Source organism: Pararoseomonas baculiformis (assembly GCF_017813395.1).
GTDB lineage: Bacteria > Pseudomonadota > Alphaproteobacteria > Acetobacterales > Acetobacteraceae > Roseomonas > Roseomonas baculiformis.
The window spans coordinates 46,309-70,203 of sequence record NZ_JAGIZB010000009.1; the positions used below are offsets into that span (position 1 = coordinate 46,309).

At 70.3% G+C, this 23,895-nt stretch carries 21 protein-coding genes; 12 read left to right on the forward strand and 9 right to left on the reverse strand.

Annotation, left to right across the window (positions count from 1 at the left end; genetic code table 11):
• Positions 1-193: 193 nt before the first annotated feature.
• From J8J14_RS11000 to J8J14_RS11035, 8 genes are all read left to right on the forward strand, one after another.
• Complete coding sequence (locus tag J8J14_RS11000; protein ID WP_245215659.1) at positions 194-847, forward strand: glutathione S-transferase family protein; 654 nt, start codon at positions 194-196, stop codon at positions 845-847.
• A gap of 161 nt (positions 848-1,008) precedes the next feature.
• A complete protein-coding gene (gene pehA / locus J8J14_RS11005; RefSeq protein WP_342452433.1) occupies positions 1,009-2,526 on the forward strand; it encodes a phosphoric/sulfuric ester hydrolase PehA in 1,518 nt (505 codons plus the stop codon).
• Positions 2,526-4,148, forward strand: coding sequence for an ABC transporter substrate-binding protein (locus tag J8J14_RS11010; RefSeq protein ID WP_209379558.1), 1,623 nt, complete (start codon positions 2,526-2,528; stop codon positions 4,146-4,148). Before pehA ends, J8J14_RS11010 begins: the two co-directional genes overlap by 1 nt.
• Entirely contained in the window at positions 4,148-5,797 is a 1,650-nt protein-coding gene (locus J8J14_RS11015) for an ABC transporter substrate-binding protein (protein WP_456307511.1), read from the forward strand. The genes J8J14_RS11010 and J8J14_RS11015 overlap by 1 nt, the downstream gene beginning before the upstream one ends.
• Complete coding sequence (locus J8J14_RS11020) at positions 5,797-6,777, forward strand: ABC transporter ATP-binding protein (RefSeq protein WP_209379559.1); 981 nt, start codon at positions 5,797-5,799, stop codon at positions 6,775-6,777. Before J8J14_RS11015 ends, J8J14_RS11020 begins: the two co-directional genes overlap by 1 nt.
• Complete coding sequence (locus J8J14_RS11025; RefSeq protein ID WP_209379560.1) at positions 6,774-7,820, forward strand: ABC transporter ATP-binding protein; 1,047 nt, start codon at positions 6,774-6,776, stop codon at positions 7,818-7,820. Before J8J14_RS11020 ends, J8J14_RS11025 begins: the two co-directional genes overlap by 4 nt.
• Positions 7,820-8,755 carry an ABC transporter permease gene (locus J8J14_RS11030; RefSeq protein WP_209379561.1) on the forward strand — a complete coding sequence of 312 codons (936 nt, stop codon included), beginning with the start codon at positions 7,820-7,822 and terminating at the stop codon, positions 8,753-8,755. Before J8J14_RS11025 ends, J8J14_RS11030 begins: the two co-directional genes overlap by 1 nt.
• On the forward strand, positions 8,755-9,645 hold the full coding sequence (locus J8J14_RS11035) for an ABC transporter permease (protein WP_209379562.1): 891 nt from the start codon (positions 8,755-8,757) through the stop codon (positions 9,643-9,645). Before J8J14_RS11030 ends, J8J14_RS11035 begins: the two co-directional genes overlap by 1 nt.
• Positions 9,646-9,710: 65 nt before the next feature.
• Here the strand turns inward: J8J14_RS11035 and J8J14_RS11040 are convergent, their stop codons facing one another.
• The 6 genes from J8J14_RS11040 to J8J14_RS11065 all read right to left on the reverse strand — a co-directional run bounded on the left by J8J14_RS11040 (position 9,711) and on the right by J8J14_RS11065 (position 16,085).
• A complete protein-coding gene (locus tag J8J14_RS11040) occupies positions 9,711-10,241 on the reverse strand; it encodes a GNAT family N-acetyltransferase (RefSeq protein ID WP_209379563.1) in 531 nt (176 codons plus the stop codon).
• Positions 10,238-11,689, reverse strand: coding sequence for an alkaline phosphatase family protein (locus tag J8J14_RS11045; RefSeq protein ID WP_209379564.1), 1,452 nt, complete (start codon positions 11,687-11,689; stop codon positions 10,238-10,240). The genes J8J14_RS11040 and J8J14_RS11045 overlap by 4 nt, the downstream gene beginning before the upstream one ends.
• Before the next feature lie 17 nt (positions 11,690-11,706).
• Positions 11,707-12,387 (reverse strand): LbetaH domain-containing protein, encoded by a 681-nt coding sequence (locus J8J14_RS11050; RefSeq protein WP_209379565.1) that lies wholly within the window; start codon positions 12,385-12,387, stop codon positions 11,707-11,709.
• Between the two features lie 115 nt (positions 12,388-12,502).
• Positions 12,503-13,069, reverse strand: coding sequence for a DNA-3-methyladenine glycosylase (locus J8J14_RS11055; RefSeq protein WP_209379566.1), 567 nt, complete (start codon positions 13,067-13,069; stop codon positions 12,503-12,505).
• A gap of 66 nt (positions 13,070-13,135) precedes the next feature.
• A complete protein-coding gene (locus tag J8J14_RS11060) occupies positions 13,136-14,419 on the reverse strand; it encodes a D-alanyl-D-alanine carboxypeptidase family protein (protein WP_209379567.1) in 1,284 nt (427 codons plus the stop codon).
• A gap of 349 nt (positions 14,420-14,768) precedes the next feature.
• A complete protein-coding gene (locus J8J14_RS11065; protein WP_209379568.1) occupies positions 14,769-16,085 on the reverse strand; it encodes a hypothetical protein in 1,317 nt (438 codons plus the stop codon).
• Positions 16,086-16,352: 267 nt separating this feature from the next.
• Between J8J14_RS11065 and J8J14_RS11070 the strand changes: the two genes are divergently transcribed.
• Positions 16,353-16,616 carry a hypothetical protein gene (locus J8J14_RS11070; RefSeq protein WP_209379569.1) on the forward strand — a complete coding sequence of 88 codons (264 nt, stop codon included), beginning with the start codon at positions 16,353-16,355 and terminating at the stop codon, positions 16,614-16,616.
• Positions 16,617-16,664: 48 nt separating this feature from the next.
• On the opposite strand, the gene J8J14_RS11075 is transcribed toward J8J14_RS11070, so the two are convergent.
• Positions 16,665-17,594 (reverse strand): L,D-transpeptidase family protein, encoded by a 930-nt coding sequence (locus tag J8J14_RS11075; protein ID WP_209379570.1) that lies wholly within the window; start codon positions 17,592-17,594, stop codon positions 16,665-16,667.
• A 394-nt stretch (positions 17,595-17,988) separates the two neighbouring features.
• Between J8J14_RS11075 and J8J14_RS11080 the strand changes: the two genes are divergently transcribed.
• Positions 17,989-19,518, forward strand: coding sequence for a CYTH and CHAD domain-containing protein (locus tag J8J14_RS11080; protein ID WP_209379571.1), 1,530 nt, complete (start codon positions 17,989-17,991; stop codon positions 19,516-19,518).
• 304 nt (positions 19,519-19,822) lie between these two features.
• On the opposite strand, the gene J8J14_RS11085 is transcribed toward J8J14_RS11080, so the two are convergent.
• Positions 19,823-20,353 (reverse strand): gamma carbonic anhydrase family protein, encoded by a 531-nt coding sequence (locus tag J8J14_RS11085; RefSeq protein WP_209379572.1) that lies wholly within the window; start codon positions 20,351-20,353, stop codon positions 19,823-19,825.
• Positions 20,354-20,501: 148 nt separating this feature from the next.
• Between J8J14_RS11085 and J8J14_RS11090 the strand changes: the two genes are divergently transcribed.
• Both J8J14_RS11090 and kdgD read left to right on the forward strand, forming a co-directional pair.
• A complete protein-coding gene (locus J8J14_RS11090; protein WP_209379573.1) occupies positions 20,502-21,254 on the forward strand; it encodes a FadR/GntR family transcriptional regulator in 753 nt (250 codons plus the stop codon).
• Positions 21,255-21,323: 69 nt separating this feature from the next.
• On the forward strand, positions 21,324-22,247 hold the full coding sequence (gene kdgD / locus J8J14_RS11095; RefSeq protein WP_209379574.1) for a 5-dehydro-4-deoxyglucarate dehydratase: 924 nt from the start codon (positions 21,324-21,326) through the stop codon (positions 22,245-22,247).
• 308 nt (positions 22,248-22,555) lie between these two features.
• Here kdgD and J8J14_RS11100 read toward each other — a convergent pair whose 3' ends face one another.
• Positions 22,556-23,869 (reverse strand): O-acetylhomoserine aminocarboxypropyltransferase/cysteine synthase family protein, encoded by a 1,314-nt coding sequence (locus J8J14_RS11100; RefSeq protein ID WP_209379575.1) that lies wholly within the window; start codon positions 23,867-23,869, stop codon positions 22,556-22,558.
• Positions 23,870-23,895: the final 26 nt, after the last annotated feature.

Below are 23,895 nucleotides of genomic sequence, written 5' to 3' on the forward strand. Positions count from 1 at the left end.
TGGCATTTCCTCCCGGCGCGCTCTCCGGCCATGATGGATGGCTTCGGGCGGCCAGGGTCCAGAATGGCGGGGCGGAATGGCCAGGGCCACTCCCGATTTCGCCGGGCTTTCGCCTCTGGACGGCCCGTGCGCCATCAAAACTGCTTGCGCCGCCACCAGCCGGCCGCGGGCCAGAACACCGGGAGTGAATGCCTTGGGCGGACTGCTCATCTGGGGAAGGGCCAATTCGGTCAATGTGCAGAAGGTGCTGTGGTGCTGCGGCGAGCTCGGCCTGCCTTTCGAGCGCCGGGAGGCCGGGTTGCACTTCGGCATGGTGAACAGCCCCGAATACCGCGCCATGAACCCGAATGGCCGCGTGCCCACCCTGGTGGATGGTGACGTGGTGCTGTGGGAGTCGAACTCGATCCTGCGCTACCTCGCCCTGCGGGAGATCGAGCGCCGGCCCGATTCCCAAGCCCGCCATCTCTATCCCGCCGGGGCCGCCCCGCGTGCCCGGATGGAGCGCTGGATGGACTGGACCCTGTCCACCATGCAACCGGCCGAGCGCCCGCTTTTCTGGGGCCTGGTGCGGACCAGGCCCGAGGACCGCGACATGGCCGCCATCACCGCCGCGGCGAAGGCCACCGGCAATGCCTGGAAGATCGTGGATGCCCATCTCGCCCATGGGCGGGACTATCTGGAGGGCGATGACTTCACCCTCGCCGACATCACGCTCGGCTCCTATGTCCGGCGCTGGTTCAGCATGGAGATCGAATCACGCCCCGATCTGCCGCGACTCCGCCGCTGGCACGACCGGCTGAGCGCCCGCCCCGCCTTCCAGAGCCAGATCGCCGGCCCCCTGTCCTGAGCAGCCTTCCCGCTTCCGGCGATCAGATCGGCTCCGTCAGCCGAGTGTCATCGCACGGCAACAGGGCTGACGCCATGCTGTAGCCGCACCGCACTAAGGGGTCCCGCGCTACGGACCCCTTGGCGGACGGAATGCCTCTCAACACCTCGTCTCATCGCAACGTGCTCCTGGTTGTCGTGGACCAGTGGCGCGCGGATTTTGTCCCGGCCCTCGGCGCCGGCTTCCTGAAGACACCGAATCTCGACCGCCTGTGCCGGGAAGGCGTGACCTTCCGCAACCACGTCACGAACACCGTGCCCTGCGGCCCGGCGCGCGCGAGCCTGCTGACGGGCCTCTACCTGATGAATCACCGCGCGGTGCAGAACACCGTGCCGCTGGATGCCCGCCACACCAACCTGGCGAAGGAGCTGCGGCGCATCGGCTATGATCCGGCGCTGATCGGCTACACCACCACCACGCCCGACCCGCGCACGACCGGCGAACGCGACCCGCGCTTCACCACGCTGGGCGACCTGATGGACGGCTTCAGGGCCGTGGGTGCCTTCGAGCCGACCATGGACGGGTATTTCGGCTGGCTGGCGCAGAAGGGCTTCACCCTGCCGCCGAACCGCGAGGATATCTGGCTGCCGGAGGGCGAGGATTGCCTGCCCGGCGTGACCAACCGCCCCAGCCGCATTCTCGCCGAGTTCTCGGACACGGCCTACTTCACCGAACGCGCGCTGACCTATCTCAAGGGCCGCAACGGCAAGCCGTGGTTCCTGCATCTCGGCTATTACCGCCCGCACCCGCCCTTCATCGCCCCCGCGCCCTATCACGACATGTACCGGCCGGAGGACATGCCGGCCCTGCACCGGCGCGAGACCTGGCAGGCCGAGGCCAGGCAGCACCCGCTGTTGAACTTCTACCTGCGCGGCATCAGCCAGGGCTCCTTCTTCCACGGCGCCGGCGGCGCCGCGACGGAGCTGGACCCCGCCGCCATCGCCCAGATGCGCGCCACCTATTCCGGCATGATCTCCGAGGTGGATGCGGCGCTCGGCCAGGTGATCGCCTATCTGGACCAGACGAACCAGTGGAAGGACACGCTGGTCATCTTCACCTCCGACCATGGCGAGCAGCTGGGCGACCACTACCTGCTCGGCAAGGTCGGCTACCACGATGAGAGCTTCCGCATCCCGCTGGTGATCAAGGCCCCCGATGCCCCGCCCGGCAGCGCCGGCCGGATCGAGGATGCCTTCACCGAAAGCGTGGACGTGATGCCGACCATCCTCGAATGGCTCGGCGGAGAGAAGCCGCGCAACGCGGATGGCCATTCCCTCCTGCCCCTGGTGGCGGGCGAGAAGCCCGCGGATTGGCGCGACCATCTCTTCTACGAGTACGACTTCCGCGACGTCTTCTACTCCCGCCCCGAGGACAGCCTGGGCCTGCATATGGACGACTGCTCGCTCTGCGTCGTGCAGGACGAGAACTGGAAATACGTCCATTTCGCCGCGCTGCCGCCGCTTCTCTTCGACCTGGAGAAGGACCCGCACGGCTTCGAGAATCTGGCGGACGAGCCCGCCTATGCCGGCGTGGTGCGCGACTACGCGCAGCGCGCCCTGTCGCACCGCATGCGCCATGCCGAGCGCACGCTGACCCATTTCCGCGCCACCCCCCAAGGTCTTGAGGAGCGTAACCCGTGATGCTCTCCCGCCGTCCCCTCCTGCTCGGCGCCGCCGCCGTGGCCTCCTTGCCGCGCTTCGCGATCGGCCAGTCCGACCAGCGCCCCGCCATCAACATCGCCGTGCAGAAGATCTCCAACTCCAACACGCTGGAGGTGCTGCGCGAGCAGTCCAATGTGGGCGAGCGCATCTTCTTCTCCTCCCTCTGGGAAGGGCTGATCGGCCGTGACTGGCTGAACGAGCTGAAGACCGTCCCCATGCTCGCCACCGACTGGCGCCGCATCAGCGACAGCGTGGTGGAACTGACGCTGCGCGAGGGCGTGCGCTTCCACAATGGCGACGTGATGACGGCCGAGGACGTGGCCTTCTCCTTCGGCCGCGAGCGCATGTTCGGCGACACCCCCGCCACCGCCCAGGGCCGCACCATCTCGGTCCGCGGCGATGTCATCCCCTCCCCGGCCCAGCGCGAGCTGCCGGCGGAGGTGACGGGCGTGGCCCGCCGCTCCTGGCCCGCGCTGGAGCGGGTGGAGATCGTGGATGCCCGCACCGTGCGCTTCCACAACGCCACCCCGGATGTGACGCTGGAAGGCCGCCTCTCCCGCTTCGGCAGCGAGATCATCTCCCGCCGTGCCTATCAGGAGGCCCGTGGCTGGTTCGACTGGGCGCGCAAGCCCGTGCTGACCGGCCCCTACAAGGTGGTGGAGTTCCGCCCGGACCACTCCCTTACCCTCGCCTCCCACGATGAGTACTGGGGCGGCCGCCCGCCGCTGCGCCAGATCCGCTTCCTGGAGGTTCCGGAGGTCTCCGCCCGCATCAACGCCCTGCGCAGCGGCGAGGTGCAGTTCGCCTGCGACATCCCGCCCGACCAGATCGCGGGCATCGAGCGCGAGCGCGCCTATGAGGTGCAGGGCGGCACCATCCTGAACCATCGGCTGACGGTGTTCGACAAGAACCACGCCGCCCTGCGCGACCCGCGCGTGCGCCGCGCCTTCACCCATGCCATCGACCGCAAGGCGATCGTGGACAGCCTCTGGGGTGGCCGCACCGTGGTGCCGCGCGGCCTGCAGTTCGAATATTACGGCGACATGTATGTCCAGGACTGGGAGGTGCCGAAGTTCGACCAGGCCGAGGCGCGGCGCCTGCTGCGTGAGGCGAACTACCGGGGCGAGCCCATCCCCTATCGCCTGCTGAACAACTACTACACCAACCAGACCCCCACCGCGCAGGTGCTGGTGGAGATGTGGCGCCAGGTCGGGCTGAACGTCTCCATCGACATGAAGGAGAACTGGTCGCAGATCCTGGAGCGCGGCGATGCCCGCGCCGTGCGCGACTGGTCCAACTCCGCCCCCTTCAACGACCCCGTCTCGTCACTCGTGGCCCAGCACGGCCCGAACGGCCAGCAGCAGCAGGTTGGCGAATACAGCAACGACGAGCTGAACCGCCTCTCCGTGGAGCTGGAGACCGGCACGGACCGCGCCCGCCGCAAGCAGGTGTTCCGCCGGATGCTGGAAATCGCGGAGCGCGAGGACCCCGCCTACACGGTGCTGCACCAGAACGCGACCTTCACCGCCAAGCGGCGCGACATCAAGTGGCGGGCGGCCCCGGCCTTCGCCATGGATTTCCGCCAGGGCAACTGGGGCTGATGCCGATGCCGGTCCTGACCCGCCGTTCCGCGCTGGCTTCGGCCGGCGCGGCCCTCGCCAGCCAGCTCCCCCTGGCGCGCTTCGCCATCGCGCAGTCCGACCAGCGCCCTTCCGTAACCGTGGCGGTCCAGAAGATCGCCAATACGAACACGCTGGAAACCCTGCGCGAACAGTCGAATGTCGGCACCCGCCATGGCGGGTCCTATGGCGAGGCGCTGATCGAGCAAGACTGGCTCGGCGATCTCCGCCTGCAACCCGGCCTGGCCACGGAATGGCGCCGGGTGGATGAGCGCACGCTGGAATTCACCCTGCGCCCCGGCGTGCGCTTCCATGACAACAGGGAGATGACGGCGGAGGACGTCGCCTTCTCCTTCGGCCCCCAGCGCATGTGGGGCGCGGATCCCGCCGCCGCCCGCAACCTCTTCGGCAATGTCCCCGGGCGCACCGGGAGCAAGGAGCCGCCGCCCGAGGCCGCCGCCATCGCCCGCCGCACCTATCCGGGATTCGAGCGGATCGAGGTGGTGGATGCGCGCACCGTGCGCTTCGTCAACCGCGTTCCCGACCCGGCGCTGGAGGGGCGGCTTTCCCGCACCACCGGCATGATCCTCTCCCAGGCTGGCTTCGAGGCCGCCGGTTCCTGGCTGGACTGGGCGCGCAAGCCCGTGGGCACCGGCCCCTACAAGGTGACCGATTTCCGCCCGGACCAGTCCCTCACCCTCGTCGCGCATGACGAGCACTGGCGCGGCCGCCCGCCGCTGCGCCAGATCCGCTTCATCGAGGTGCCGGAGGTTTCCGGCCGCATCAACGCCCTGCTCTCGGGCGAGGCCGACTTCGCCTGCGACATCCCGCCCGACCAGATCGGCGCGCTGGACCGCTCGGCCCGGCATGAGGTGGTGGGCGGCCCGATCATGAACCACCGGCTGACGGTGTTCGACAAGTCGCACCCCAGCCTGCGCGACGCCCGCATCCGCCGCGCCTTCACCCACGCGATCGACCGCAAGGCGATCACCGATGCCCTCTGGGGTGGCCGCGCGCCCGTGCCGCCGGGCCTGCAATTCGCCTATTACGGCCCGATGCTGGTGGAGGGCTGGGAAGCCCCGCGCTTCGACCCCGCCGAGGCCCGCCGCCTGCTGCGTGAGGCGAACTACAAGGGCGAGCCGATCCCCTATCGCCTTCTGAACAACTACTACACCGCCCAGGTCCCCACCGCGCAGATCCTGCTGGAAGGCTGGCGCGCCGTCGGGCTGAACGTGGTGATCGAGATGAAGGAGAACTTCCCGCAGGTTCTCTCCAATGCCGGCGCGGGCACGCCCGCCGGCCGCGGCGTGCGGGACTGGTCCAACTCCGCCTCCTTCAACGATCCCGTCGCCTCCCTCACCGCCCAGCACGGCCCGCAGGGGCAGCAATGGCAGATCGGGGAATGGCGCAACGAGGAGTTCGGCCAGCTCTCAGCCGTGCTGGAGGGCTCGATGGACCAGGAGGAGCGCCGCCGCACCTTCCGGCGCATGCTGGAGATCGCGGAGCGGGAGGACCCCGCCTACACCGTGCTGCACCAGACCCTGAACTTCACCGCCAAGCGGCGCGATCTTCCCTGGAAGGCCGGGCAGTCCTTCTTCATGGACTTCTCCGCCCGCAACTGGGGCGCCTGATGCAGCCGCTGGTCGAGATCCGCGGCCTCACTGCCGCCTTCGACGGCATCCCCGCCCTGCGCGGCGTGGATCTGGCCGTCGGGCGGGGGGAAGCCGTGGCGCTGGTCGGTGAATCCGGCTGCGGCAAGTCCGTCACCTGGCTCGCCGCCCTCGGCCTCCTGCCGGGCAAGGCGAAGGTGGATGGCAGCGTGCGGCTGGATGGCCAGGAGATCCTCCATGCCGCCCCCGCCGTGCTCGATCAGGTGCGCGGCGGACGGGTGGCGATGATCTTCCAGGACCCCGCCAGCAGCCTGAACTCCGTGCACCGCATCGGCCGCCAGATCACCGAGGCGCTGCGCCTGCATCGCGGCATGGGCGGCCATGCCGCGCGGGAGGAGGCGCGCCGCCTGCTGGACCGCGTGGGCATGCCCGATGCGCGCCGCCGCCTGGATGCCTATCCGCATGAACTCTCCGGCGGCCAGAACCAGCGCGTGATGATCGCCATGGCCCTGGCCGGCCAGCCCGAGCTTCTGGTGGCCGACGAACCCACCACCGCGCTGGACGTGACCATCCAGGCGCAGATCCTCGAATTGCTCGCCGAGATCCGGCGGGACACCGGCATGGCGCTGGTGCTCATCTCCCACGATCTCGGCGTGGTGGCGGAAACCTGCGACCGGGTCTGCGTCATGTATGCCGGCCGGATCGTGGAGGAGACCGCCTCCGCCGATCTCTTCGCCGCCCCCGCCCATCCCTATGCCGCCGGGCTGCTCGCCGCCCTGCCGCCCATCGATGGCCCGCGCCGGCCGCTCGCCGCCATTCCCGGCGGCGTGCCGGAGCCCTGGGCCATGCCGCCCGGCTGTCCCTTCGCCCCGCGCTGCCCCCGCCATGTCGCGGCCTGCGATGCCGCGCCGCCCGCGCTGATGACCGTGGCCCCTGGCCACCGTGCCGCCTGCATCCGCCCCATCGAGCCCGCGCGCAACCCGGAGCTGATCCCGGCATGACCGACACCGCGCCCGAGCCGCTGCTGCATGCGCAGGACCTCGTCCGGCGCTACACCATGCGCCAGGGTTTCTTCGGCCGCCCCGTGGAGGTGCGCGCCGTGGATGGCGTTTCCCTCACCCTGCATCGTGGCCGCACCCTCGGCCTGGTCGGCGAATCCGGCTGCGGCAAGTCCACCACCGGCCGCATGGTGCTGGGGCTGGAAGTTCCGGATTCCGGCGGCGTGGCCTTCAGGAACGAGGCGATGCCGCATCCTTCCACGCCGGAATGGCGGCGCCTGCGCGCGCGCATGGCCATGGTGTACCAGGACCCGCTCGGCGCGCTGGACCGCCGCCTGGACATCGGCACGCAGGTCGCCGAGCCGCTGGAAATCCACAGGATCGGCACACGCGCCGACCGCCCCGCGCGGGTCGAGGCGCTGCTGCGCGATGTGGGCCTGCGCACGGATCATGCGCGGCGCTACCCGCATGAACTTTCCGGGGGCCAGCGCCAGCGCGCCGTCCTCGCCCGCGCCCTGGCCACCGGCCCCGACCTCCTGGTCTGCGACGAACCCATCAGCGCGCTGGATGTCTCCATCCAGGCCCAGGTGATGAACCTGCTGGCGGAGGTGCAGGCGCGCACCGGCGTGGCCATGCTCTTCATCTCGCACGACCTGCGCGCCGTGCGGCAGATGAGCCACCGCGTCGCCGTGATGTATCTCGGCCGCGTGGTGGAGGAAGGCGAGCCGGACGACGTGCTGCACGCCCCTGCCCATCCCTATGCGCAGGCCCTCGTCTCCGCCATCCCGCATCCGGGCCGCAAGGGCGGCCGCATCGTGCTGCGTGGCGATCCGCCCAACCCCGCCGCCCGCCCGCCCGGTTGCGCCTTCCACCCGCGCTGCGCCTTCGCCGCCGCCCTTTGCGCGCGGGAAGTTCCCGCGCTGAAGCGCCGCCCCAGCGATGGGCGCCTCGTCGCCTGCCACGTCGCCCATGGCGACGTCGCGCCGAATGACGGCGCCGTGCCCACCGCCATTTCGGATCCCCTTCCCGCCCGCGAGGCCGCCTGATGTTCCGCTTCCTCGGGCTGCGTCTCGCCCGCGCCCTGCTGACCCTGGCGCTGGTGGTGACCTTTGCCTTCGTCGTGCTGCGCCTCTCCGGCGATCCCGCGCTGCTCATCATGTCCGCCGACGCGCCGCCGGAGGCGATCGCCGCCTTCCGTGAATCCTGGGGGCTGAACGACCCGCTATGGCAGCAATATCTCCGCTACTTCACCGCCATCTTCCGCGGCGATCTCGGCCAGTCCATGCGCGATGGGCGCCCGGCGATCGAACTGGTGGCCGAGCGCATCCCCGCGACCCTCGCCCTCACCCTCCCCGCCCTGCTGATCAAGATCGGGCTGGGCATCCCGGCCGGCGTCTATGCCGCGCTCCACCGCAATTCCTTCGCGGACCGCGCGGTGATGCTGCTGGCGGTGGCGGGCTTCACCGTGCCCTCCTTCGTGCTCGGCCTGGTGCTGGTTCTGGTCTTCGCCGTCACGCTGGGCTGGCTGCCCTCCGGCGGGCAGGAAAGCTGGCGGCACGCGATCCTGCCCGTGATCACCCTGGGCATCGGCGGTGCCGCCGTGCTGGCGCGCTTCACCCGCTCCGCCATGCTCGAGGTTCTGGGCCAGCCCTATATGCGCACGGCCCTGGCGAAGGGCGTGCCCTGGCATGTGGCCGTGCGCCGCCACGCCCTGCCCAACGCGGCCATCCCCACCGTCACCATCGTCGGCTTCATGGTGGGCAGCCTGCTCGCGGGCGCGGTGGTGGTGGAAAGCGTCTTCTCCTGGCCCGGCGTGGGCCGCCTGCTGGTGGTGGCGGTGGCGAACCGCGACCTGGCGGTGGTGCAGTGCATCCTGCTGCTGGTCGCCGCCACCATGGTCACCGCCAACCTCGTCGTGGACCTGCTCTACGGCGCCCTGGATCCCCGCCTCCGCGTGGCGCCGAAGGGAGCGACCGCCTGATGTCCGACATCACCCTCAACACCGCCCCCGCCGCGCCCGCCACCGCCGCGCCACCCGCCCGCAAGCGCGCGCGCATGCCGGCCATGGTGATCTTCGCCATCATCTGGCTCGCGCTGATGCTCCTCACCGCCTTCGCCGCGGATCTCATCAGCCCCTATTCCTACACGGCGCTGGACCTGCGGAACCGGCTGACGCCGCCCATCGGGCTGGGCGGCGAATGGGTGCATCCCCTGGGCACGGATGAGCTGGGGCGCGATGTCCTGTCCCGCCTCATCCAGTCCGTCCGCATGAGCCTGCTGATCGCCTTCGGCGCCACCGTGATCGGCGCCGTGCTCGGCGTCTCGCTGGGCTTCCTGGCCGCCCATTTCCGCGGGCTGGTGGAACAGGCCGTGCTCGCCCTGGTGGATTTCCAGGCCGCCATGCCCTTCCTGATCCTGGCGCTTTCGGTGCTCGCCTTCTTCGGCAATTCCCTGCCGCTCTTCATCTGCCTGCTCGGCCTGCATGGCTGGGAACGCTACGCCCGCATCGCGCGCGGCCTGGCGGTCTCCGCCGGGGCACAGGGCTATGCCGCCGCGGTGCGCCAGCTCGGCGCCTCGCCATGGCGCGTCTATGGCCGCCACGTGCTGCCGAACATCGCCTCCACCCTCATCGTCTCCATGACCCTCGCCTTCCCCGAGATCATCCTGCTGGAAAGCGGCCTTTCCTTTCTCGGCCTCGGCGTGCAGCCACCCATGACATCGCTCGGCAACATGGTTGGATACGGGCGCGAATACCTGACGCGCGCGCCCTGGATCCTGCTGGCGCCTTCCACGGTGATCGTGCTGACGACCCTTTCCGTCAGCCTGCTCGGCGACTGGCTTCGGGACCGTCTGGACCCCACGCTGCGGTAGGGCACCGGAGGGAACCCTGGGCAGCCCTCCAGCAAGGCCGCAAACGGATGGAAGGTCCAGGAAACCTAGTTTCCTGGCGAAAGGGGCCCGGGGAAGGCGGAACCTTCCCCGGAGGCAACATCCTTCGCCATCTCGATCGCATGGGCCCGGAACCCGAAGCGCCGATACAGCGCTTCCGCCCCCGCATTTCCCGCCAGCACACCGATCATCAGCCGTGGCACGCCGCGCGCGGCTGCCAGGCGCTCCGCTTCCCTGAGCAAGGCCTGCCCGATACCCTGGCGGCGCGCCTCATCCCGCACGAACAGCTCGGCGACATAGGCATAGGGCCGCAAGGGCGCGCGGACATAGGCGGCGTCCTCCTCGAAGCAGAGGAAGAGATGCCCCACCACGCACCCGCCCCGTTCCGCGACAAGGGCAGCGCCGCCGGTCTCCTCCACGCGCTTCAGCGCGGCCGATAGGGACTCCCCGGCGCCTTCCGGGTCGGTGCGGCGATTGCCCGCGATCGGCTCCTCGAAGCGGTTCAGGCCAAGGAACTGCTCCACCAGCGCCGCATGGTCGCTGGCGCGAGCGGCCCGGATCCGAAGATCCGGCGTCACCCCATGCGCCCGCCATGGCGGATCACCGTGCCGCGCCCCTCGCCGGCCAGCACGATCTGCTGCCGATACTCGCCCAGGCCCGTCTCCAGCACCCGGCGCTCCCGCGGCGCCTCATCGCCCAGCAGCGAGCGCCCGGCCAGCGGTGCCAGGGGCGCCACGCCCAGCAGGTAAAGCAGCGTCGGCGCGATGTCGATCAGCCCCACGGGCGCGACATCCTCCGCCGCCTCCACCCCCGGCATCCGCAGCGCGATGAGATTGGCCATTTCCTGCCGGTGCAGCCCGCCATGCATGCCGCCGCCGGGCGCCAGGTCCTTGCCCACGATCGGGCTGTTCCCGGCCAGGCCCCAGCGATCCGCATCCGGCCCGCCGCGCATGCCGAGGAGCAGGGGCGCGGACCGGCCATGTTCCGCATTCACCAGCGCCAGGTCGAAGGTGCCGGGCCATGGGCCTTCCACCCCGTTCCCGCCTTGCGCCAGCAAGGCGCCGCACCACGGCTTCTCCTGCAGCGCGGCCGCCAGCCGGCCCATGCGCGCGTGATCCGTCTCCGCGGGCCAGAGCCAGCACATGGTCCCGGCCCCGATGGAGAGATCCGCGCCCGGCCGGTCCAGCACGCCCTCGAAGCCGAGGACCGAGAGTTCCGCCAGCAGGTCGAAGGACTCGGTGGTGCCGACATGCCCGTGGTCGGACATGGCGATCACCGCCATCTCCTCCGCCCCCGGCATCGCGGAAGCCGCGGCCAGCACGCGCGCGAAGGCATCGTCCGAGGCACGCAGCGCCGCCCGCGTGGCCGGCGTGTCCATGCCGCTGTAGTGGAAGGACCAGTCCGGCTCCGTCAGCCAGAGCACCGCCACGTCGGGCTGCCATTCCGGCAGCACCACATCGGCCATGGCGCGTCCCGCATATTCCATCAACGGCACCTTGTCGGCGCCCGCGGGCGGCGCGCCGATGCGCGCCACCACGCGGTCCCACACCTCCGGCGTCTCGCTCGCCTCGCGCCCGGCCAGGCTCATCACCGCCGAACCATTCGCCCGGGCGCGGGGATCGAGCAGATAGGCCCCGCCCGCCGAACCGCTATGCACCAGCGCGAAGCGACGCCCCGCGGCGGCGAGCGAATCCGCGAAACGCGGCGTGGCGACAAAGCCCGCGCCGTGATGCGCCACCGCCCGCCGCATGTCCTCTGCCGATGCGGTGTTGAGGAAGGTCCCCTCACGCGCGGAGACGTCGGGAAAGGCGTTCTGGATGATCCCGTTCACCGCCGGGGGCTGGCCCGTGGCAATGGTGGTGGCGCAGACCCGCGTGAGGGATGGAAAGACCGAGGACGCCTCGGTGAAGCGCCTCGTGCCACCCAGGAAGGCCGAGAGGACCGGCATCCGGTCCGGCGTGACAAGATCCGGGCGCAGCCCGTCGAACAGCACGATCAGCACGCGGGCGGCACGCGGATGGGTCATGGCGGGGACTTCGTCTCTCAGGATTGCGGCGCGGGATCGTATTTCGCGCAGAAGGCCTCCGCGCCCAGGCTGCGGAAATCCAGCAGCGCTTGGCGCAGACGTTCATCGCCCCAGTTCCACCAGGCGATGCGATGCAGCGCCGCGATCACCTCGGGCGTGAAGCGATGGCGCAGCACGCGCCCGGGCACGCCCACCACGATGGCGAAATCCGGCACGTCCTTCGTCACCACCGCGCCCGCGCCGATGGCCGCACCGGTTCCGATGGTCACGCCGGGAAGGATCACCGCCCCATGCCCGATCCAGACATCCGGCCCCAGCACCACCTTGTGGTCGCGCCGCCACTGGAAGAAGGCCGCGTCATCATCGCCCAGCCCATAGGCCGAGGAACGATAGGTGAAGTGGTTCAACGCCACCCGCTCCAGCGGATGGTTGCCCGGGTTGATCCGCACCTGCGCCGCGATGGAGCAGAAGGGGCCGATTTCCGCGTAGATGATGTCGCTGTCATTCGCGACATAGGCGTAGTCCCCGAAATGGCTTTCCGCCACGCGTGTCCGCGCCCCCACCTCGCACCAGCGCCCGAAGCGCGTGTCGCGCACCCGCGCCGTCTCATGGATCGCGGGGGCATGCCCCAGCACCTTCCCGGCGCTGTCCGGATCGGCCTGCGGGGAAGGGGGGCGGGGCTCGGCAGGGTTCGTCATGCTGGCTGGGGAACTGCCCAGACATCCGGATGATTCGCCCGCCCGGTCCGGTGACGCTTCCGGGAAGGATTGGTGACGCCACCTCCCCGCCCGCGGCTTCGTCCTGCCGCGCCGCTCAGCCGCGGAAGGGGCGGCTGAGGAAGGCCGAGCCCGCCAGCCCGAAGCGCCAGGGAATCTCCACCGCCCTGGATATCCCGATGCGCGGCCCGGCCAGCACGGGCACCTCCCCCTCGCGCGGCAGAAGGGCGAAGGGCGGGCGATCCAGGGGCAGCCCATCCATCGCACCGGTCACGCCCAGCGCCTGGCTCAGCCGCCCCGGCCCGCTGCAGAGCAGCCGCACCGGCTCGACCCCGCGCCGCTCCCGCATCGCCGGCAGCCCCGCGCTGGGCTCCAGCGCCCGGATCAGCACGGCGCTCCCCGTCTCCCCCGCCCCGCAGACGAGGTTCAGGCACCAGTGCAGGCCGTAGGAACGATAGACATAGGCATGGCCCGGCGGCCCGAACATCGCCGCGTTGCGCGGGGTACGGCCACGGAAGCTGTGGGAGGCCGGGTCGTCCCGGTCATAGGCTTCCGTCTCCACGATCAGCCCGCCGGCATCGGCGACCAGCAGCAGCACCCCGATCAGGTCCCGCGCCACATCGGGCGCGGGCCGGGCGAAGAAGCCTTGCGGAAGGACGGCCACGGAACCTCGGTGAAAGAGCCTGCCGTGCCGATAGCATCGCCGCCCGCGGCACGGCAGGGGGAAGCGCTAGCGGGCGGCAACCACCATGCAGGGCCCGCGGACAACCCGGCACCGCTGCCGTGCCGCCGCGGCGGAAAGCCCCGTCACGCGGGATTGCCAGAGCCACTGCCCCCGGCTGCGGATGCGCCGAACCTCCACCTGCCCTCCGCGCGCGGCGGCCCGCCGGGCTGCCGCCCGGGCCGTGCTCTGCGCCGCGAAGGCGCCGACCTGCACGGCGTAACGCCCGCGCGCAGCCGTGGCGCGCGGCCTCGGCGGCGCCAGCCGGGCGGGCCGCGCCTGCCGGACAGGCGCCGCCCGCCGGGGCGGCTGCGCCCGCGCCGCGGAAAGAGCCGCGGCACCGCTGCGCGCGGCCGAGACCGGCGCCGCATTGGCGTTGCCGACCAGGCGCAGCCCCGTGCTGCCGCCACGCGCCATCATCATCCCGGTGGAGCCGCCGCGCTCCATCTCGCTGAAGCCGCGATCCAGCAGCGCCATCACATGCTGGTCCCGCTCCTGCCCCGTGCTGCCGCCGAACATCACCGCCACCAGGCGCCGGCCGTCCCGCGTGGCGCTTGCGGCCAGGTTGAACCCGCTGGCGCGGATATACCCGGTCTTGATGCCATCCACCCCGTTGTACTGCGTCAGCAGGCGGTTGTGGTTCGGCATGTGGCGGCCGCGCCAGTTGAAGCCGGTCGCGCCGAAATAGGCGTAGCGCTTCGGAAAATCCTGAACCAGCCGGCGGCTCAGCACCGCCATGTCGCGCGCGGTGGTCATCTGCCCCGGATGCGGCAGGCCGGAGGCGTTCCGGAAGGTGGTGCGCGACATGCCCATGCCGCGCGCCGTCTGCGTCATCCGGCGCGCGAAGGCGGCCTCGCTGCCCTTGGCCAGATGCTCGGCCAGCGCCACCGCCACGTCATTCGCGGATTTGGTGACGAGCGCCATGATCGCGTCCCGCACCGGGATGGTGGAGCCCGGGCGAAGCCAGAGCTTCGAGGGCTCCATTGCCGCCGCGCGGCCGGAGACGCGGATGCGCGTGTTCTCCGTGATGGCACCCCGCCGCAGCGCATCGAAGGTGAGATAGAGGGTCATCATCTTCGTGAGCGATGCCGGATAGCGCGGCTCATCCGCATCGATCGAAAACAGCACCGCGCCCGTTTCCGCATCCTGCACGAAGGCGGCGTAGCGGCTGTCGCCAGCCTGCGCCACCGCGGCGCCCGCGGAGAAAAGCAAAAGAGCAAGCATCACCAGCACGCCGGCGCATCGTGCGAAAACACGCGCGCGGGCGCCGGCATGAACTCGGCTGTCCAGCATCGGCAGGCCCCCAAACCTTGCGCGTGGGACCCCCCCGGATCCCACATGCCCCTCGGCGGTTCATCCGGGCCTCATGCAGGCCGGAAAACCGTATCAGCCGGGCGCCGGCAAGCCGCTGGATGGCGCCCGTCCCGGCAGGATGCCCGCCGCATGGGGCCGGGGAAAGCGCGGGAATGCCAACATGCCCGAAAAAGCCATTGCGCCTTCGTCCCTGTTTCACGGGCAGGCGCGCGGACCGGATGCTCAACAATCCCCGCCACAAGGGGCTCCCCCCGGCTCCGCGGCACGGCTCGCCGGATGCTCCGGATGCTTTGTGGCGAATTGTGACCGCGCCCCGTGGGCGGCGGCTTCAGCCGCCGCTGCCATCCTCCGGCGCATGGCGCTGCAGGGTCATGGAGAGCAGGGTTCCCGGCACGCGGTCCGGCCCGCCTTTCGCCACGCGCACGAACTCCGCGCGCAGTTCCAGCAAGCCCGGTGCCGCACCTCGTGCAGCACCACGTGCCGCACCCTGGGCCGGATGGCGCCCGATCCAGAGAAGCTGTCCGGTGGGAAGCTCCTCCAACACCGGCCCGAAGCGCTCCTCCAACTCCTGGCGCACCTCGTCGGGCAAGGCGCCGGGCAGGAAGCGCAGCTGCACCACGCGGGCGACCTCCGCGGCGGCCGGGTCCTCCTCCGGGCTCGCGGAGAAGGCGATGCAGCCCTCGAAGGAATCCTCGGGCGCCACGGGCAGCTCGAAGGCACGGATATCCGCCACCAGCCCCGTGGAGCATTCGGGCTGGCCACGCCCCCGCCGTACCAGTTCCGGCAATCCCTCGTAGAAGGCCTGGCCCAGGCTTTCGGGGTATTCGCGCCGGGCCGCTGCCTGGGCCTGGGCCAGGGGCATCCCGATGCCGAGCCCGGCGAGATCCGCCTCGGCCAGGACCGGCGGGCCGGCTCGCCGCGACCGGGCCGCCGCGGACAGGGAGCCAAGGGAGCGGAAGCCATGCACGGGCAAGCCCGCCGCGCTGTCCACCTGCGCCGAAACGATCTCCGCCAGCACGGGCGCATCCTTCACCTCCTCCGCCTGCGGCAGGGCGCCGGCGAAGGCGAAGCGGATCGTGATGCCGCCTGTCCCCGCCCGGTCCCCCAGGGAGGCGAGCTGCGCGTCCTGCAGCAGCCTGGCCGCTGCCTCGGCATCGGCCGCGGGGATGACGCCCAGCGCATCCGCATTGCGGAACCGGAGGGAAAAGCCGCGGCTCCCATCCGTGGGGTCGCGCAGGAACACGCCCCGCAGCCCACCGGCCCGGAGCGGGATGCCCCCGCGCTCCCGGTCATAGCCCAGGATTTCCGCGCTGATGCGGATGCTGAAGGCGCGGTTCAGGTCGAAGCCGGCGAACTCCGCCTTCAGCCGCCGCTCCGCCAGGCGGATGAGGTAGCGGCGCTCCCGCTCGGGGTCGCGCACGGGGTGCAGGGGCGGCGGGCGGCTATCCACCGCCTGCTCGGCCAGCAACGCGAAATCGGGCTCCGTCCCGGCCATGCGGTGATAGGCGAACAGGATGTCCTTCCCGGTGAGCGCGGGCGCTTCGGCCGTGGCCTCGGCCACCTGGCGCGGCTGCGCGAGGGCGGCCGCCGGCACGGCGATCGGGGAGATGAGGAGCAGGGCGGCAATGAGGGAATGAAAGCGCACGAGAACCCAGGGATGAAGAATGCGATCGGGCGGCTGGTGCGACCATGCGGTGGCGCGGCCGGACGATAGCCAGGAGCCTACGGGGCGGAAAGCAGGGGCGCCGCGCCGGGCCGCCTTCTGTCCATCAGTTGATCGCCCCATTTCCCGGCCCGCCTTCCTCCACAAGGTGACGGAAAGGCGGCACGAACCGCCCAAGCCCTGCCGGAATGGCCACGATAATCAGGCTTGTCACAGCCGGGATAGGCCCGGCGAAAGGCACCAGTTACCATGAAGAACGCAGTGTTCGGGGCGCTGATCGCGATCGCGGGGGCCCTGTCCCTTACCCCCGGGGCAAAGGCCCAGGATTTTGGCTACGGCTATGCGCCCTATGCCCCCTCCGGCTGGGAAAGGGAGCAGTGGCGGGAGCGGATGGAATGGCGCGACGCCCGGCGCGAGTTCCGCCGCCAGCAGCGTGAAATGGCGGAGCGCCGGGCCTATGAGGCCGGGCGGCGTGACGCTTTCCGGGATCACCGCCCCTGGTATGACAGGTGATGCGCAGCCCGGGCCAGGGGCGGCGCCTCACCCGTAGGGGCCGCCCTTCTAGAGCGGATTGTCCTCCGCGGGCGCCATGCCGCTGGCCTCGATAGTGGGCTGGACCTCCTCCGGATTCGGCGGGACTGGCCGCGTCACACGGCGGTAGGGGGCCCGGCGGGCCCCGGCGGCATCCAGCCCATAGGGGTCCTGATGCAGCTGCACCCGCCCGTTCGCATCCGGCCAGGCCGTCAGATAGGCCAGGACGACCTCCACATCCTGCGGCGGGGTGATCTCCAGCGTGCGACCGGTCGCCAGCCGGGCCTGCACCGCGGCCGGGGTCTGGTTCAGCATCCATGCCGTGACCTCCCGCACCTTCTCCACCCGCACGCAGCCATGCGAGAGGGCGCGGTTCTCACGCGCGAAAAGCCCGGGGCTGTTGGTGCCGTGCAGGAAGATGCCGTCCGAATCATACAGGCCGATGCGCACCTGCCCCAGCGGGTTGTTCGGCCCCGGCGGCTGGATCAGGCGCCCGTTCACCACGCGGAAGCCCGAAATCCCGCTGGCGCGCACCTCCGGCTCGATGCTGGCGGGCACGTACCAGGGCGGGTTGTAGCGCGCCCCGGTGACAAAGCTGGCCAGCTGCGGCGTCGCCGTCTTCCGTGCGCCGACGATCACGCGCGAACGCATCACCTCGCGCCCGCCCTCATAGGCGATCAGCTGCGCGGCGGCGATGTTCACCAGGATCAGCCGGCCCACCGAGAGATCGACGTTGAGATCGTCCAGCCGTTCCAGCGTCCGCTCCACGGCCACGCGGCCGGACCGGTTCGCCGATGGCATGGCGTTGCGGGCCCGGCGGAGATAGTCCCGCATGTCCACGGCCATCCCGCCCGACACCGGCTGGGCCAGGGCGACCCCAGGACGGAGAAGGGATCCGAGCGGAGCAGCGGCGCCGCCAAGAGCAAGCGCGCGGACAAGGGAGCGGCGGGTCTGAAGCATGGTCCGGTCAAATTACGATACGCCCATGTTAACAAGCGATGGCGAAAGAAGTGGCTCCGTCCCATGCAGCGAAATGCAGCGCGGCCGCACACAAACCTGCGATAAACGCCCAGCTGCCTGATTCTCAGGACCTTTCCCAACTCCGGGCTGCCCACCGGTTCGTTGCGTTCTCTTTCGTTCCTGACCACGAAACGTCCTTCGCCACCCACAGGTAGCCGACGCTTGCAGGCAGGGCGGAAATGCATCCCATCCTCCCGGTGCCCTCCCACGCCTTTACCCGGGGCGGAGGCCGCCGCTGCCCGGCATCGCTGACAATGTGATGTCAGCGGCCTTGCGACTTCCTCCTCCCTACCGGCATGGCAACGCGGCCCCGACCGAGGCGTTCGACCGGACCATGAACCACACCACAGAGCCCCCTCCCAAGGAGCTGGAAATCAAGTTCCAACTCCCGGATGGCTGCGAGGCGGCGCTCGCCTCCCACCCTGCCCTCGCCTCCTGCGAGGCCCACTCCTCCCGGCGGGAGGTGACCACCTACTTCGACACGCCGGACCACCGGCTCGCCGATGCGGGCGCCAGCCTGCGCGTGCGCCAGAGCGAGGGCCGGCATGTGCAGACCCTGAAGCTGCGGGACGGCGCGGGCCCCTTCGGCCGCGCGGAATGGGAATGGCCCCTTCCCGGGGAGGAACCCGATCCGGCCCGCCTCGCCCAGACCCCCCTCGCCTCCCTGGCCAATGACGGCACGCGGCTGATCGCCCTTTTCACCGCCGAGGTGACGCGCAGCATCCGCACCTTGCGCCAGGACGGCACCCTGGTGGAGGTCACCACCGATCTCGGCGCCATCCGGGCGGGGGAGGCGCAGGAGCCAATCCGCGAGATGGAGCTGGAGCTGAAGGAGGGTGACCCCGCCGCCCTCTACCGCCTCGCCAGCGCGATCCAGGCCGAAACGCCGCTCCTCCTGGGGACGGAGGCGAAGTCCGACCGCGGCTGGCGCCTCCTCACCGGCCAGCCGCGCGAGGTGGAGAAGCAGGACGACCTCGACTTCCCGCCCGACATCACTGCGGGCGAGGCCTTCCGGAACATCACCGGCGCCACCCTGGCCAGCCTCCTTGCCAATCAGCCCGCCGCCGCCGCGGGGGTGATGGAAGGCATTCACCAGATGCGCGTGGCCATACGCCGCCTGCGCGCCTGCCTGGCCTTGTTCCGTCCCTGTCTGGACGAGGAGCGGGAGGAGGCCTTCACCGGGCAACTCCGCCAGCTCGGCCGCTGCCTGGGCGCGGCGCGGGACTGGGACGTGTTCTGCGCCGAGACCCTGCCCCATCTCGCCGGGCGCGGCCTGCCCGAGCCCCTGCTCGGGCGTCTCCTCGCCGCCGCCGAAACCGAGCGCGCGGCCGCGCATGAAAGCCTTTCCGCCGAATTCGCCCGGCCGGCGCTGACGCGCACCGTGCTGGGCCTGGCCGCCTGGGCCGAGGATCCGGTGGCGCTTTCCGGCCAGCCCGATGGCGGCGACATGGCCGAGCCCCTGGCCGACCTCGCGCCCGAACTGGAGGAACGCCTCGCCCGCCGGGTGCTGCGCCGCGGGCGCCGCATCCGCCACCGCACGGATGAGGAACTTCATGACCTGCGCAAGTCCCTGAAAAGGCTGCGCTACGGGGTGGAGTTCCTGGCCCCCCTGCACCGCCGCAAGCGGGTGAGCGCCTATCTCCGCCGCTGCAAGGACCTGCAGGAGGAACTGGGGGCGCTGAATGACGGCGCCATGGCGGTGACCCTGGCGGAACAGCTGGCCGCGCGGGACAAGGCCCTGGAACCAGCGGTGCATTCCCTTCAGGCCTGGGCCGGGCATCGCCGGGCAGAGGCGCTGGAAAGGCTTCCCAAAGCCTGGCGTGGCTTCCGGCACGCGGCTCTGCCGCGGGTCAGCGCGGGGTAGGAAGCAGGCTTCGATCCCGCGGTGGCGGTTTGTCCCGGGGAGAGGAAGAAGGAATTCTTCCTCTCCCCGGACCCCTCACCATCATCTTTTTCTATCAGTTTGAGCGGTTCGGCTGGTGGTGCGCCTCCGGTCCATGACCGGAGGCGACTGCAAGGGCAGGATTAGGGGCAGAAACCCCTGCTTGCACCGTATCCGCGGCAGCCAGCCGGGGATCCAAGGGCCTCAGGCCCTTGGCGGGGTTCGAGGCACTGCCTCGAACGTCCGGAGAGGGCAGAGCCCTCTCCGGGAACCACCATTCCCGAGATCAGTCGATCCGCCGCAGCCCCGCCTCGAAGCGCTTCCAGTTGGCCACGTAATTGGCCGTGGAGTGCTGCAGCCTTTCGATCACCGATTCGTCCAGCGTGCGGGCCACGCGGGCGGGGGCGCCGACGATCAGGGAGAAGTCCGGGAACTCCTTGCCCTCGGTCACCAGCGCATTGGCGCCCACGATGCAATGGGCGCCGATGCGGGCCTTGTTCAGCACCGTCGCGCCCATCCCGATCAGGCAGCCATCCCCCACCGTGCAGCCATGCAGGATGGCGTGGTGCCCGACCGTGACACCGGCCCCGATGGTGAGCGGCGCATCCGGGTCGGAATGCAGCATGGCGCCTTCCTGGATGTTCGTGCGCGCGCCGATCCGGATGGGGCTGTTGTCCCCCCGTGCCACGGCGCCGAACCAGAAGCCCACATCCTCCCCCAGCGTCACGTCGCCGATCACATGGGCATCGGGCGCAACCCAGTAGCGGCCGGCCCCGGGCAGGGTGGGCGTGATGTCATGCAGTGCGTAGACCGGCATTCCGGATGGTCCTCCCAGGCGCTGAAGGCGGGGAGCCTAGCACCGCCCCCCGGCGGGGCCAGCCATGGGCGCCCGGCCTGGAACTCCGGCGGGGGGCATGCGATCTTGCTTGCCCTGCCCAGAAATGAGGCACACGCCGAGGACCGACATGGAAAGCCCGAACCCCGTCACGCCAGGCACGACCGGGGAAGGTGGCCGCCTGCCGCTGACGATCCGGGTTTCCCGCGATCTCCAGGCGCGCATCAACCATGGCGAGTTGCGCCCCGGTGACCGCCTGCCGACGGAACGGGAGCTGATGGCGCGCTACGGGGTGAGCCGCACCGTGGTGCGGGAGGCGATCTCATCCCTGCGCGCCAGCGGCCAGATCGAGACGCAGCAGGGCCGTGGCGCCTTCGTCCTGGCGCCCGTGCCCGTGCCGCAAAGGCTGGATGCGGCCGATATCGGGCCGCTCGAAGATGTGCTGAAGCTCGTGGAAATCCGCATCGCGCTGGAATCGGAAGCCGCCGCCCTGGCCGCGCAGCACCGCAGCCCGGCCCAGCTGACGGAGCTGGACGCCATCTCCCATGCCTTCGCGCAGACCCTGGAGGAGCCGGATGATTCCGCCACCCATGACCAGGATTTCCACCTCTGCGTCGCCCGGATGTCCGGGAACAGCTACTTCGCCGATCTTCTCTCCGGCCTCTCGCCCAGCCTGCTGCCGCGCACCCGGGTGGACCTGTACCGGGGCGACCAGCGCGCCAAGGCCGATTATCTCCGTCGGCTTCTGATGGAGCACGCCCAGATCCGAGACGCCATTGCCCGTTCCAACGCCGACGAGGCCCGGGCCGCGATGCGCCTGCATCTTTCCCACAGCCGCGAACGCCTGCGCCTGGCCCTGGAAACGGCACGGCAGGGAGGCTGATCCGGCCGCCCGGACCACTTGTCTGACAAGTTGTGCACTTGTATGACCTCTGGCAGAGGAGTCCTGCCCATGCCCACGTCATTCAGCCCAGAGCAACTCAAGGCCGTCCTGCCGACTGGCCTGCTCTCCTTCCCGCTGACCGATTTCCATCCCAATGGCGATCTGAACCTGGAAGGCTACCGCGCCCGCCTCGAATGGCTCGCCCCCTATGGCACCGCCACCCTCTTCGCCGCCGGCGGGACGGGCGAGTTCTTCTCCCTCACCCCACGCGAGTTCTCCGATGTCGCCCGCGTGGCGGTGCAGACCTGCGAGGGGCAGACCCCGATCGTGGTCGGCGCAGGCCATGGCACGCGCATCGCCATCGAATACGCCCAGGAGGCCGAGAAGCAGGGCGCGGCCGGCATCCTGCTGATGCCGCCCTACCTCACCGAGACCTCCCAGGCCGGGCTGCGCGCGCATATCGCCGCGGTCTGCCGCAGCACGGAGCTCGGCGTCATCGTCTATAACCGCGCCAACTGCCGCCTCACGCCGGACACCCTGGCTGCTGTGGCCGAGGATTGCCCGAACCTCATCGGCTTCAAGGATGGCGTTGGCGACATCGAGGCGATGGTCGCGGTCTACAACAAGCTCGGCGACCGCCTGACCTATCTCGGCGGCCTGCCCACCGCGGAGGTCTATGCCCAGGCCTATCTCGCCATGGGCGTGCCCACCTACTCCTCCGCCGTGTTCAACTTCATCCCGAAGACGGCCAAGGAATTCTACGACGCGGTGGTCAGCAAGGACCAGGCGACGGTGGACCGCATCCTGCGGGACTTCTTCTTCCCCTACCTCGCCATCCGCAACCGCCAGCCGGGCTATGCGGTCAGCATCGTGAAGGCCGGCGCCACCATCGTCGGCCACTCCGCCGGCCCCGTTCGCTCGCCGCTCAGCGACCTGACCGAGACGGAGATGGACGCGCTGCGTCCTCTCATTGAGAAGCTCGGGCCGCAATAAGACTCGCGCGGCTTTGGATTGATCCTGCGGTGGCGGTCTGTCCCGGGGAGAGGAAGAAGGAATTCTTCCTCTCCCCGGACCCCTCACCATCATCTTTTTCTATCAGTTTGGAGCGGTTCGGCTGGTGGTGCGCCTCCGGTCCATGACCGGAGGCGACTGCAAGGGCAGGATGGGGACCAAGAGCCCCCGTGTTGCACCGTATCCGCGGCAGCCAGACGGGGTTCCAAGGGCCTCAGGCCCTTGGCGGGTGAGGTCCGGAGAGGGCAGAGCCCTCTCCGGGAAAACCTCCCCAGGCCGGCAGTGCCTCTTTAATCCGCGGCCAGGGTCGTCTGCCCGGCGCCCGAGGCATCCAGCGCCTGGGCGAGGTCGGCCAGGATGTCATCCGCATGTTCCAGCCCGATGGAGAGCCGCACATAGCCTGGCGAAACGCCGGTGGAGAGCTGATCTTCGGCCGAGAGCTGGGAATGGGTGGTGCTGGCCGGGTGGATGGCCAGGCTGCGCGCATCGCCGATATTGGCCACGTGGTAGATCATCGTCAGCGCGTCGATGAAACGTCGTCCGGCCTCCACTCCGCCCGCCAGTTCGAAACCGACCAGGCCGCCCATGCCACGGGTGAGGTATTTCGACGCGCGCTCCGCCGCGGCGCCTTTCGCATGGCCTGGATGGATGACCCGTGTCACCTCTGGCCGGCCCGCCAGGAAGTCCGCCACGGTCGCGGCATTGCGGCTGTGTTCGCGCATGCGCAGCGCCAGAGTTTCGATCCCTTGCAGGGTGAGGAAGGCGTTGAAGGGCGACATGGCAGCGCCGAGATCCCGCAGCAGCGTCACGCGCGCCTTCAGGATATAGGCGATCGGCCCCATGGCCTTCGCCGCCTCGGCCCAGACCGCGCCGTGATAGGAGGGATCGGGCCGGTGCAGCGCCGGCTGGCGCGCGGGATGCGCCGCCCAGTCGAAATTTCCGCCATCGACGATGATCCCGCCGATGCTTGTGCCATGGCCGCCAAGATACTTGGTGGTGGACATCACAACCACCGCCGCACCGTGGTCGAAGGGCCGCACCAGCAGCGGCGCCGCGGTGTTGTCCATGATCAGCGGAATGCCCATCGGGCGCCCGAGCGCCGCGACCTCGGCGATCGGGAAGACCTCCAGCTTCGGATTGGGCAAGGTTTCCGCATACCAGGCGCGGGTGCGTTCATCGGAGGCGCGAAGGAAGGCCTGCGGATCCGCCGGGTCCACGAAGCGCACCTCGATCCCCTGGTCGCGCAGCGTGTTCGCGAAAAGATTCCAGGTGCCGCCATAAAGGTCAGTGGAGGAGACGATGTTGTCCCCCGCATGGGCCAGGTTCTGCACCGCCATGGCCGAGGCGGCCTGGCCGGAGGCCACCGCCAGCGCCGCCACGCCCCCCTCCAGCGCCGCCACGCGCTTCTCCAGCACGTCCGTCGTGGGGTTCATGATGCGGGTGTAGATGTTGCCCAGCTCTTCCAGCCCGAAGAGACGCGAGGCGTGGGCCGCATCGTCGAACTGGTAGGAGGTGGTCTGGTAGATCGGGACCGCCACCGCCTTGGTGGCCGGATCGCGCCGCCAGCCCGCATGCAGGGCGATCGTCTCCGGGTGCTGGGACATGGCTTCCTTCCTTGGATGGGCCGCCT

What these genes read in the sequence shown, in the direction of transcription:
- J8J14_RS11010 (WP_209379558.1), top strand. Translation starts at nt 2,526, where the DNA reads ATGCTCTCCCGCCGTCCCCTCCTGCTCGGCGCCGCCGCCGTGGCCTCC.
- J8J14_RS11015 (WP_456307511.1), top strand. Translation starts at nt 4,148, where the DNA reads ATGCCGATGCCGGTCCTGACCCGCCGTTCCGCGCTGGCTTCGGCCGGC.
- J8J14_RS11020 (WP_209379559.1), top strand. Translation starts at nt 5,797, where the DNA reads ATGCAGCCGCTGGTCGAGATCCGCGGCCTCACTGCCGCCTTCGACGGC.
- J8J14_RS11025 (WP_209379560.1), top strand. Translation starts at nt 6,774, where the DNA reads ATGACCGACACCGCGCCCGAGCCGCTGCTGCATGCGCAGGACCTCGTC.
- J8J14_RS11030 (WP_209379561.1), top strand. Translation starts at nt 7,820, where the DNA reads ATGTTCCGCTTCCTCGGGCTGCGTCTCGCCCGCGCCCTGCTGACCCTG.
- J8J14_RS11035 (WP_209379562.1), top strand. Translation starts at nt 8,755, where the DNA reads ATGTCCGACATCACCCTCAACACCGCCCCCGCCGCGCCCGCCACCGCC.
- J8J14_RS11045 (WP_209379564.1), bottom strand. Translation starts at nt 11,689, where the DNA reads ATGACCCATCCGCGTGCCGCCCGCGTGCTGATCGTGCTGTTCGACGGG.
- J8J14_RS11050 (WP_209379565.1), bottom strand. Translation starts at nt 12,387, where the DNA reads ATGACGAACCCTGCCGAGCCCCGCCCCCCTTCCCCGCAGGCCGATCCG.
- J8J14_RS11060 (WP_209379567.1), bottom strand. Translation starts at nt 14,419, where the DNA reads ATGCTGGACAGCCGAGTTCATGCCGGCGCCCGCGCGCGTGTTTTCGCA.
- J8J14_RS11070 (WP_209379569.1), top strand. Translation starts at nt 16,353, where the DNA reads ATGAAGAACGCAGTGTTCGGGGCGCTGATCGCGATCGCGGGGGCCCTG.
- J8J14_RS11075 (WP_209379570.1), bottom strand. Translation starts at nt 17,594, where the DNA reads ATGCTTCAGACCCGCCGCTCCCTTGTCCGCGCGCTTGCTCTTGGCGGC.
- J8J14_RS11080 (WP_209379571.1), top strand. Translation starts at nt 17,989, where the DNA reads ATGAACCACACCACAGAGCCCCCTCCCAAGGAGCTGGAAATCAAGTTC.
- J8J14_RS11085 (WP_209379572.1), bottom strand. Translation starts at nt 20,353, where the DNA reads ATGCCGGTCTACGCACTGCATGACATCACGCCCACCCTGCCCGGGGCC.
- J8J14_RS11090 (WP_209379573.1), top strand. Translation starts at nt 20,502, where the DNA reads ATGGAAAGCCCGAACCCCGTCACGCCAGGCACGACCGGGGAAGGTGGC.
- kdgD (WP_209379574.1), top strand. Translation starts at nt 21,324, where the DNA reads ATGCCCACGTCATTCAGCCCAGAGCAACTCAAGGCCGTCCTGCCGACT.
- J8J14_RS11100 (WP_209379575.1), bottom strand. Translation starts at nt 23,869, where the DNA reads ATGTCCCAGCACCCGGAGACGATCGCCCTGCATGCGGGCTGGCGGCGC.